The sequence below is a fragment of the Microbacterium sp. Beta genome (genome assembly GCF_005502545.1).
GTDB classification, from domain to species: Bacteria; Actinomycetota; Actinomycetes; order Actinomycetales; family Microbacteriaceae; genus Microbacterium; species Microbacterium oxydans.
In genome coordinates this window covers 1-8,852 of record NZ_SCOG01000044.1, presented here as the reverse complement: position 1 = coordinate 8,852, position 8,852 = coordinate 1, and the positions used below count along the sequence as shown (strand labels likewise).

11 protein-coding genes are annotated in these 8,852 nt (G+C 66.3%); 3 read left to right on the top strand and 8 right to left on the bottom strand.

Annotation, left to right across the window (positions count from 1 at the left end; genetic code table 11):
* Position 1 precedes the first annotated feature (1 nt).
* The 8 genes from FFS56_RS20115 to FFS56_RS20080 all read right to left on the bottom strand — a co-directional run bounded on the left by FFS56_RS20115 (position 2) and on the right by FFS56_RS20080 (position 6,831).
* Positions 2–220, bottom strand: coding sequence for a hypothetical protein (locus tag FFS56_RS20115; RefSeq protein ID WP_137772174.1), 219 nt, complete (start codon positions 218–220; stop codon positions 2–4).
* A gap of 357 nt (positions 221–577) precedes the next feature.
* Positions 578–2,473, bottom strand: coding sequence for a helix-turn-helix domain-containing protein (locus tag FFS56_RS20110; protein ID WP_137772175.1), 1,896 nt, complete (start codon positions 2,471–2,473; stop codon positions 578–580).
* A 243-nt stretch (positions 2,474–2,716) separates the two neighbouring features.
* Positions 2,717–2,968, bottom strand: coding sequence for a hypothetical protein (locus tag FFS56_RS20105; RefSeq protein ID WP_067117872.1), 252 nt, complete (start codon positions 2,966–2,968; stop codon positions 2,717–2,719).
* Positions 2,969–3,047: 79 nt separating this feature from the next.
* Entirely contained in the window at positions 3,048–3,398 is a 351-nt protein-coding gene (locus tag FFS56_RS20970; protein ID WP_067117729.1) for a helix-turn-helix domain-containing protein, read from the bottom strand.
* A gap of 96 nt (positions 3,399–3,494) precedes the next feature.
* Entirely contained in the window at positions 3,495–3,797 is a 303-nt protein-coding gene (locus tag FFS56_RS20095) for a hypothetical protein (RefSeq protein ID WP_137772176.1), read from the bottom strand.
* A gap of 15 nt (positions 3,798–3,812) precedes the next feature.
* Entirely contained in the window at positions 3,813–5,297 is a 1,485-nt protein-coding gene (locus FFS56_RS20090; RefSeq protein WP_137772340.1) for a PQQ-binding-like beta-propeller repeat protein, read from the bottom strand.
* Complete coding sequence (locus FFS56_RS20085; protein ID WP_067117737.1) at positions 5,294–6,388, bottom strand: M15 family metallopeptidase; 1,095 nt, start codon at positions 6,386–6,388, stop codon at positions 5,294–5,296. The genes FFS56_RS20090 and FFS56_RS20085 overlap by 4 nt, the downstream gene beginning before the upstream one ends.
* Positions 6,385–6,831, bottom strand: coding sequence for a hypothetical protein (locus FFS56_RS20080; RefSeq protein WP_137772144.1), 447 nt, complete (start codon positions 6,829–6,831; stop codon positions 6,385–6,387). The genes FFS56_RS20085 and FFS56_RS20080 overlap by 4 nt, the downstream gene beginning before the upstream one ends.
* A gap of 168 nt (positions 6,832–6,999) precedes the next feature.
* Between FFS56_RS20080 and FFS56_RS20075 the strand changes: the two genes are divergently transcribed.
* Genes FFS56_RS20075 through FFS56_RS20065 form a run of 3 tightly spaced genes read left to right on the top strand, consistent with a single transcriptional unit; the run spans position 7,000 to position 8,710 of the window.
* On the top strand, positions 7,000–7,653 hold the full coding sequence (locus tag FFS56_RS20075; RefSeq protein WP_137772145.1) for a DUF6668 family protein: 654 nt from the start codon (positions 7,000–7,002) through the stop codon (positions 7,651–7,653).
* The gene (locus tag FFS56_RS20070; RefSeq protein WP_067117746.1) at positions 7,650–7,931 is read left to right on the top strand and encodes a hypothetical protein; all 282 of its coding nucleotides are present in this window, start codon (positions 7,650–7,652) and stop codon (positions 7,929–7,931) included. Before FFS56_RS20075 ends, FFS56_RS20070 begins: the two co-directional genes overlap by 4 nt.
* Positions 7,932–7,945: 14 nt before the next feature.
* The gene (locus FFS56_RS20065; RefSeq protein WP_137772146.1) at positions 7,946–8,710 is read left to right on the top strand and encodes a hypothetical protein; all 765 of its coding nucleotides are present in this window, start codon (positions 7,946–7,948) and stop codon (positions 8,708–8,710) included.
* Positions 8,711–8,852: the final 142 nt, after the last annotated feature.

Here is an 8,852-nt window from a genome sequence, read left to right as displayed (position 1 = left end):
GTCAATGCCGTCTAGGGTGTTCTTCGTCTCCTTCGTCGTGTCCTTCGCTGTGGCACTGCACCCAGTAGTCGGCGGATGCGGGGTAGCCGTGCGCTTCGAGCAGCGTGGCTAGAGCGTCGACTTCGCCACAGTTCAGGCTCATGGCCGTCTCTCGGGCCAGGTCGGCGTTTGCGAAGGTGTCGCAGAATGTGGTGGATGCGTCGAGCCGGGTAGCGCTCATGGTGACCTTCTTTCTGGACTGGTGTCCGATATTCGGGTGCAGGGGCCCTCGGCCCTTGCCCTAGCGGAGCGAGAGGGCCTCGGCCCGTCTTCTCTTCCTCCCCCACGTTTTTTCGCCGTGGAGGCACTCCGTGCCGACTAGGGAGGGCTGTTCTGAGCGCGAGAGACCGTGGAATACCGGACTGAGCGCAGCGAGGGAGGATATGCCGCGAAAGCTCTCGCGCTCGGGGCTGACCGACCGCACAATGCCACAGGCTCTATGGCGAAAAAGTGGCGCCACCGGCGCCAGACAGCGGCCGCGTGCGTCCGGCCTCCACGAGGGCGTAGCCCTCGCCTCGAGCTGGGAGAGCCGTTCGGGTCATCCGGTGAGCTGCGCCTCGAGGAACGTGGCCAGGTCGCGCGCGTTGAGCCGGGCCGCTTCGAGTCGACGTGCGGTCTTGTGGTCGTACCGCTGGTTCGGTCCGCGTGGGTATCCCACGCGTTCGTGGACAGACTGACCGGGCAGCTGCAGAGCGCTCGGGTGAGCGCGTCGGCCTCGACGCCTCTTGCGATGCGCCTGGTGCTCCTCATGCATGATCAGCCGCCACTTCGCCCACACGATCCGCTCGACGTCGTACCGCCTCGCGCGATCGGCCAGGTACCCGTCGACGAAGAGGCGGACAGCGATCGGCTGCGGGTCGACGTCCTTGGCCGCCGTCCAGGAGCCGTCGACGAGGCGGACGAGTCCGTGGCTGTGCAGACGGTGCAGCAGACGGCGGACGGAGGCAGCGGTGAATCCGGTGCGGAGGGTGAGATCTGCCACAGTCCAGGAACCTCCGGGCAGCAGTTGGAGGTGGAGGTAGCCGGCGGCACGTCCGAGAGAGCCGGGAGCTGCGTAGATGTCCTGGTTGAGTGCGGTAGTTCTCAGGGTCAGCTCACGGAGGAGGGCGGTGCGGGCGGGGGGCATACGCCCTTGTGACAAATCGGGTTCGTGAGGATCTGTGGAGAACTTTTCGGAGAGGGTGTACCGAGCCCCGTGCTCGCCTTCGGCCTGGGCGGTGCGCCGGATCCAGCCGGCGTCCTGCAGCGCGCGGAGGGCGTTGTGGGCTGTCTGGCGGCACCAGCCGGTCTCCAGTGCCAGACGGCGGATGTCAGCCTCGATATCGAGTGAGACGGCTTGTGCCATGTACAGGCAGAGGGCGTCGAGAATGGCGCGGTGCGCCGCGGAGCCTCGTGCGGCCCTGTGGGCCGTGGAGCCGCGGTCGGCTCCCCACATACCGGGGAGCGCGTCAGCGCGCTCCTGGACGCGTGTGAGGGCTGCGACGACGTGATTTTCTCGCTGAGGGAAGGTGGGGTCGTCGCCCTGACCGTTAGAGGGGTTTGCGGCGGCGTAGTAGACGGCCATTCGCCAGGCCCCATCGATGACGTGTCGCTGTCCCGCCTCGGTGCGCGGCACGCGGGTGCCGACGTGGCGGCGTGTGCGTGCGTGCTCGAGCGCGGGGGCGGTGCGTGCGAGCGCGGCGACGTCGGCGCGGCGCCAGCGGGCGTTCGCGGCCGCGAGGAAGATCTGCGCCATGGTGGCGGAGGTGTCCGCGGCCGGGGGAGCGGCGAGGATCTCCCGGATGCGGGGGGACAGGTCGCGGCGTTCGCCGGCGAGGTAGGGGTGCCCGTCGGCGTCAGCGTCGACGTCGCGGGGACGGGTGGCCTGTGCTGCCGGCGGCAGCTCCACGCCTTCCTCGTCCAGCCACACGTCCAGGTCCTGGAGGCGCTGCGGGGTCGTGGTGGGCCTCAACAGCACCTCGACCGGTCCCAGGGGACGGGAGTGCCCGCCCGCGCGGTGTGGCGACAGCGGCGGCCGAACCGCACCGGTCGCGGGGTTCGTGAGCGGCGAGAGATCCAGAGAGGGCAGAACGGTCCGCGCTCGGCGCGCGAGCTGGTTCACGGTGCCAGCGTCAGCGGGCGCGGTGAGCGCGATCCAGACGTGGCGGCCGCCAGAGGGGCCGGACTCGCAGACGAGATACGCGATCGCGAGCTCGTCGAGCCACCGGGTCAGTCGGCGAGCATCTTTCGCCGGGTTTCCGCCCTTGGCGTCCAGGTCGAAGCACAGGTACCGGAATCCGCCGGCGGTGTCGGTGAGGGGGAGGGCCCAGGGGCCGTCAGGGGCAGCGGTGCTGTCGGACGGGTAGGTGGCGGTGTAGCTGTTCGTGAAGTCGCCGTGCGCGTCGCGGACGTCGACGCGGACGCTGCGTCGACGCGTGAGCTGGGACAGCGACACGGTGAGATCCCAGGCAGACTCCGGTGTCCCCCAATCGGAGGACACCCCGCGGCGTGTCGCGTCTAAGACGGCATGGAAATCTGCGTCAAGTGGCGTTATGATGGGGTCAACTCCTTTCGAGGTAGCGCATGACGAAGCCCCGGTACCCTCCGGTTCTTCACTTCTCGATCCGTGTCCGTCGCCAAACATCTACGGGTCGAAATACTTGGGAGAAACCCGCCGCACATGCGGCGGGTTCTTTCGTTAAGCGGCTGGCACGCGCAGCATCCCGTCTTTGAGTGGCCGTTCGGGGAACCAGGTGGGACGCCCATAGGCGTCGAGCGGAAGGTGCTCGACCATGAGGTCGAACAGCTCCGACGGCGAGATCTCGAGTTCCTGCGCGAGCGCTTCCCAGCGCTTCTTGCTGGTGAGCTCGACCTCGTAGCCAAGGTTGGTCGGCTGTACCATCGTCCCTCTGGGACGGCGGTAGGTCCGCCGCTTCTTTTCGTCAGCCATGCAGTCAGTTAACCCCAAGGTCAGGGTTAACACCGGCGCGACACTCCGGGCCTTCAACCCGTACTTGAAACCCGGCATCTCAGCTGGCGTCGTCGCCCGTCAGGGGCTCTCCGAGGAGGTACTTCGAGTACTCGCGGAGTTCGCGGCGGATCGCCTCGCGATCGGCTGCGTATCTGACCCGCTGCCCGTTGCGGTCGTCGCGTGCGTCCGAGGTGACAATGCCATCAGCTTCAAGCTCGCGCACGTGGTTGAAGATCGTGCGGTGCGAGGCGCCGCCGAGGGCCTTCTCGATTTCGCCTGTCGTCATGGGCTCGGGGTTGGTCGCTAGGAGCCGCACGATGGCCGCTCGGATGGGGTTCGCACCAAACACTTTGACCGCCCTCGCTGGTTCAGGAGGCAGCGGCTGATCGGGAGATGCGTAGCGAGGCATCTGCCAAGTCTGCCGTAGCCGGTTCTGAGGCTATCAAGCAGGCAGGTTAACTGCAAGCTTGCAGAAGGTTTGCAATCTCGCAGGCGGCACGCACCGCTACTCTCCGAGGAGTTCGGCGTGCAGCGCGGCGAGAATCTGGCGGACGCGGGTCTCGTTGACGGTGTAGCGAAAGTTGCGCCCGGTGCCGCGCTTCTCGGGCGGCACATCGATGGTGACGACGTCGAGCTCGACGAGGGTACGCAGGACGCGGCCCAGAGATCCTCGGGGAGTGTCGGTGCCGGCGAGGATGTCGGAGAGGTACGCACCGGGGTTCTCGCGGATGTACTCGACCACGCGGAGGTGTGCGCGGTTGCGCACCAGGTTGACGGCGTCGTCAAAGAGATTTGGGGTAGCAGGCATGCGGCTCAGCATCCTTTAGGGTGCGGGCGTGGCGGTCGGGTCGCCAGGGCCGGTTCGTCGAGGGAGGGCGTACAGGTAGGTGGTTTCGACTTTGTCTGCGACGATCCAGGCCATCTCGGTGGTGATCCCGCTGGGTGCTATCGGGTCTAGCGGGAGTTCTCGGGTAGTGAACGGGGTCACCTGTGGCTGGTCATCGCTGACGTTGGTCCAGCTAGCTTGACGGCTGGCTGTCCCGTACACAATGGTGCCAGTGATTGCGGTGGGCGTGAGGTTGCCGAGCGGTTGAACGCTGGGATTGGTGCCGTACCGGATCCAGACGTTGCCGTAGGTGAGGGTGGTCCCGTCGATCGCGTGCAGCGGCACGGAGTCACTGCGGATGCCGCTCGTGCGGGTTTCGGCCTGGGAGAGGGTTTCTCCCGTGGCGACGTCGACGGCCGCGACGATGCTCTGCTGCCCTTCGGTGCTCCACACGGCGATGAGGGTGGTGGCGTCGGCTGCGGAGACGTTACTGAGCTCGGTGGTCCCGTCGGGGCGGGTGTACGGGGTCTCGGACACGTCGCCGTCGACGGTGATGGTGTAGATCGTGGTGTCGTCGACGGCGATCACGCCGGCGTCGGTGGTCATCACGGGGCGAGCGGTGACGGGGATGTCCTGTCGGGTGATGCCGTCAGCGGTGACGAAGCCCGCGGTCTGATCGGGGAGGACGATCAGCGGTTCGGTACCGAGGAAACTTACGTCGGCACCGCGGGGGAGGTCGTAGTCGACGGAGTCGACTGTGCTGTCTTCGACGTAGAGCGGCCAGACGGTGAGGGCGTTGGAGCGCGAGGTCGCGAGGACCTCGTATCCGCCGATTGTGGTGGCCGCGAGCTGCGCGCCTCCACGAGGGGAGCCGTTGCCTTTCCAGACCGTCTTTCCGGTGTCGGGATCCAGAAGCCGGAGATCTCCGGCTTCGGTGGTGACCGCGACACGTCCGTCCGGGAGGAAGGTGGGTTCGGTGTTGGAGCGGATCGGCACGGCCCACGCTGCCGTCTGGTCGTATCCGGGAGGAGAGAGGACGGCGAGCTGTTCTCCGACACCGGGCGGCGGCGCGATGGTGGCCGTCGGCGTCGGTGCAGGCCTCGTCAGTGCGATCGCGACCGGCGTGGCTGCGCCGATGACGACGAGGCCGGCGACGGTGACGATCGAGGCGATGACAGCGCGTCGACTGACGCGCCGGTTGCCGATCGCCATTTTGCCGTCGTGCACCTGGTCGACGATGACGTGTGTGGTGCCGTCAGCTTCGACGACCATCCGGTCTGTGCCGTCGGGGGTGGCGGCGATGACGCGGACGGCGTCGTGTCCGTCGGCCTGCAGGATGCCGGCGACGTGGTCGATCGCCGCATCGGTGGCACCCTCGCCGGTGGCGATGGGTACACCGTCGAGAGTGACGGCGCCCTCGGCGTCGACCTCGAGGCGGTAGACGGGGTAGGGGGGAACGGTGGTCAGATCGATGTCGCTCATGCGGGGATGGTCTCCTCAATGCCCCAGAATTCCCAGTGCCAGGCTTCGTCGGGACCTGGTCCGCCGGGTTCGGCCCAATCGGGGTGCACCCAGCCGTAGCGGGGGGCGTTGGCTTTCAACCACAGGTAGATCGGGTGAGAGAATCTCAGCCGATAATGGCTGCGGTCGCCGACGTCGATAGCGAGCGCCCATCCGTGGTTGGAGGTGCCAGGCTCGGCGGCCTCATCCCCGTAGATCGCTTTGGCCTCGACCTGGCCGGCGTAATCCCGGTACCCGTCGTTGATGGGCAGGTCATAGCCGAACTCCGCCCGGAAGGCGTTGTTCATCGCGATCAGGTTGGCGACGGCGTCACCGCGCAGGGTGTAGTTCGGCGCCCAAGGAATGGGGGCGAGCAGGCTCTCGTCGATGCGGCCGTTCTCGAAACCGCCCCACTGGCCGGGGGGATTCTTCCCGGGCGGGAAGTTGCCGTTATTGCCGATCGGGTTCGCGCACTGGGCTGCTTCTGCCCCGTTACCGGGGTCGATGTTCACTTCCGCGAGAGCGGCGGCGACGTCGACGGCGTCCTCATAGAACTTCTCGTAGTGGTACGGGTCGTCGTTGCCCTGCACCTTGTGGGCGGCAATGCTCGGCTCCATCGATTCCCACCCGGCGACCTCTGCCAGCCGGGTCAGGAAGGTGCGGGATGCCGTCGCCGGATCCGTGACTTCCTCCCAGGTCCCCCACCCTTGCGACACCTGCTGCTGGAAGAGACCGCCACCGTCCGCGATAGAGCCATCCGGGTTGGTGGCGTCGTCGTCGTGGTTGAGGTTGATCAGCGACGATTCGCCCATAGCAGTCATCACGCCGATGACCTGCGCCTTGACGGGCAGCTTCAGCTCCGTGGCGGCGTTCATGATGATCGCCGCGTTGACCAGCTGCTCGCCCTTCCAGGTGCCGACCTCGTCGACGGGCAGGTTCTCGATGTTCACCTCGTAGTCGATCGTGGGGAACTTCCCTCCGGGGAGGGAAGAGCACGACGTGGCGATGAGGACGAAGATCGCGATGAGCGGGATGCAGATGACACCGCAAACGGCGGCGGCTGCGCCCTTCATCCCAGATCCGCCGGGGGAGTGAGGCGGTCCACGAACCAGGATGGTGTGCCGTTCCCGTGTCCGTCTCCCTGACGGATGAGTTCGATCGTGTACTGGCCGATGTCGGTGGGCACGAGCACGCTCATCTGATTGAAGTTCGGGGCACTGGCGACGACACCGGGGCCCGTGACCTGGGAGGGGCGAACCCTGGCGGGGTTTGTGCCCTCGTAGGCCAGCAGGGCGTCGTTGGTGAGCATGGGAGAGAGCTCGGCCCACCACTCCTCGTAGGAGCGGTTGTGGTTCGCGAAGCTGGTCATGGCTTCCTCAGCCACCCGCACCCCGTCGTCGAGCGCCTCCGGCGCGATGGTGCTGGTGGGCGCGGGCTGGACCGTCGCTGTGTCCGTGGGTGACGGGCTCGGGTTAGGTGTTGGTCCCGCGTCGGTGCATGCCGATAGCGTGAGCATGAGACCAACGGCGACGACGCTGATATGGGAAGTTCTCGACTTCCGCGTCATATTCCGCGAGTTTCGGCGTCTACTAGATGACGGTTTCGTCATTTTCCCACCCCCCGCATCTGACTCACCCTTGATACTATAGGATCGAAATAGATCCTGTACACGAGGGGGGCTTCGATGACAGATACACCGACGACCCGCGTTAACCCGTTCCATCGGGTGCGCGGCGCCGAGCAGAGCGACGCCGATGTCGACCAGCTGCGCGGCGAGGAACTCGTGGGTCCGCCGACGCCAGAGTCTGCGCCGTCGGTTCCGCATCCGCTCGAGCAGGTCTTCCCGACGATCCCCGAGGCACCTGGTGCTCTCGTATATGTCATCGCACTGCACGGCGGCGCGGGAGCCTCGACGATCGCGGGCCTGATCCGTGAACAGGCGTCGGATCTGCCGGGGGAGGCCGCCCGCGAAGGACACCGCGCCTGGCCCGTCTCCTCGTATCCCGGTATGCCGATGAACGTTCTTGCGGTGGCCCGCACCCACTATCACGGCCTCCAGACGGCAGAGCGATTCGCGCTGGCCTGGGCTGCGGGGGAGTACCGGGACAGCCGCCTCCTGGGAATCGTGCTCGTCGACGACGGCCCACAGCTGACCAAAGCGCAGCTCAAGGCCGTTGAGCGCATCGGCCGGATGACGCCGCACGGGTGGCGGGTTCCCTGGGCCGAGGGATGGCGCCTGGCCGAGCCCACTCTCAAGACCTCTTCTCCTCGCGTCCGGTGGACCATCGGACGCATTCGCAAGCTTGCTCAAACCCCGCCTACGGAAGGAAAGAAATGAACACTCTGATTGAGGTCGCGACCGCGATCACCGGCGTCCTGCCCAACCCTGAGCCGGAGCAGCCTCCGGGCACGGAGGGCGTATCCACGCTGATCAACTGGCTTGCCTGGGGTGCGCTCATCCTGGGTCTTGCCGGCTTCCTCGCAAGCGCCGGGTATCTCGCGTTCGCTGCATTCACGGGCCGTGAGATCCAAGGCTTCAAGGGCCTCGTGATCGCGCTCATCGTGTGTGTCCTCGTCGGCGCTGCCGGCGGCATCATCGCAACGTTCACCGGCTGAGCAGGGGAGAGATCATGAGCGACGACAACAGCGATAGCAACCGCGGCCTGGTCAAGTTCAACGCGTGGTGGCTGGCGGCAGCGATCTTGGTGCTCGCTGTCATCGCCGCTCTCGTACTGGTGCTGACCTTCGGCGGCAGGGACAACCCCGAGGGCGGCACCTCCCCATCAGGTGCACCGTCGACGCCGTCTCAGCCGAGCGAAAACGAGTCGAATCCGCCCGAGACAGGGGGTGTCTGCGACCTGCCCTCGGGATCAGACATCCCCACGGTCGGACCCGACGCCGAGTGGGTCAACCGCAGCTTCCTCCTCGTACCCGAATCCCCGACGTTCGGTCCGGTGGAACGAGAGGACTCCTCCTGGGGATGCTTCGCTCATTCCCCAACAGGAGCCCTCTTCGGTGCCGCCAATTTCATGGGGGGCCTGCAGGCGAGTAGCGACGCGGATTCGTTCCTGGCATTCGTCGAGACAGCGACCGTCGACAACCCCGGCCGCGCAAACTTCATCGAAGAGCAGAGCGCCGCATTCGGAACCCCGAAGGAGCCAGGCCGGACCGGTCAGATTTCAGGATTCAGGTTCGACCGTGTGGAGGCGGATGAGGTTGTGGTTCGGATCGGCCTGAATCAGGGCACAGGCTCTGAGACAGTCACCGCCTTCATCTCTTTCGCGATGGTCTGGGACTCGTCCGCGTCCACGTGGCTTGTTGACGTGGAGCGCGTCCCCTTTAGCCCGTCAGTCGGTGACCTCGTCGGCTTCACAACGTGGGATGCGTCGAAATGATTGCTGTCACAGCGGCCGAGGGCGAGGAGTGCGAAGGGTTCGATCCTCTGTGCTGGGCTGGTGAGGGAATCGGCAACGCTGCCAATAGCGCGTTCACGGATTTCGTGCGTGATATCTGGAAGCTGCTGATCGATTTTCTCGG

Excerpts from the sequence above, each read along its gene's own strand:
- FFS56_RS20115 (WP_137772174.1), bottom strand. The coding sequence starts at position 220 with ATGAGCGCTACCCGGCTCGACGCATCCACCACATTCTGCGACACCTTC.
- FFS56_RS20105 (WP_067117872.1), bottom strand. The coding sequence starts at position 2,968 with ATGGCTGACGAAAAGAAGCGGCGGACCTACCGCCGTCCCAGAGGGACG.
- FFS56_RS20970 (WP_067117729.1), bottom strand. The coding sequence starts at position 3,398 with ATGCCTCGCTACGCATCTCCCGATCAGCCGCTGCCTCCTGAACCAGCG.
- FFS56_RS20095 (WP_137772176.1), bottom strand. The coding sequence starts at position 3,797 with ATGCCTGCTACCCCAAATCTCTTTGACGACGCCGTCAACCTGGTGCGC.
- FFS56_RS20090 (WP_137772340.1), bottom strand. The coding sequence starts at position 5,297 with ATGAGCGACATCGATCTGACCACCGTTCCCCCCTACCCCGTCTACCGC.
- FFS56_RS20085 (WP_067117737.1), bottom strand. The coding sequence starts at position 6,388 with ATGAAGGGCGCAGCCGCCGCCGTTTGCGGTGTCATCTGCATCCCGCTC.
- FFS56_RS20080 (WP_137772144.1), bottom strand. The coding sequence starts at position 6,831 with ATGCTCACGCTATCGGCATGCACCGACGCGGGACCAACACCTAACCCG.
- FFS56_RS20075 (WP_137772145.1), top strand. The coding sequence starts at position 7,000 with ATGACAGATACACCGACGACCCGCGTTAACCCGTTCCATCGGGTGCGC.
- FFS56_RS20070 (WP_067117746.1), top strand. The coding sequence starts at position 7,650 with ATGAACACTCTGATTGAGGTCGCGACCGCGATCACCGGCGTCCTGCCC.
- FFS56_RS20065 (WP_137772146.1), top strand. The coding sequence starts at position 7,946 with ATGAGCGACGACAACAGCGATAGCAACCGCGGCCTGGTCAAGTTCAAC.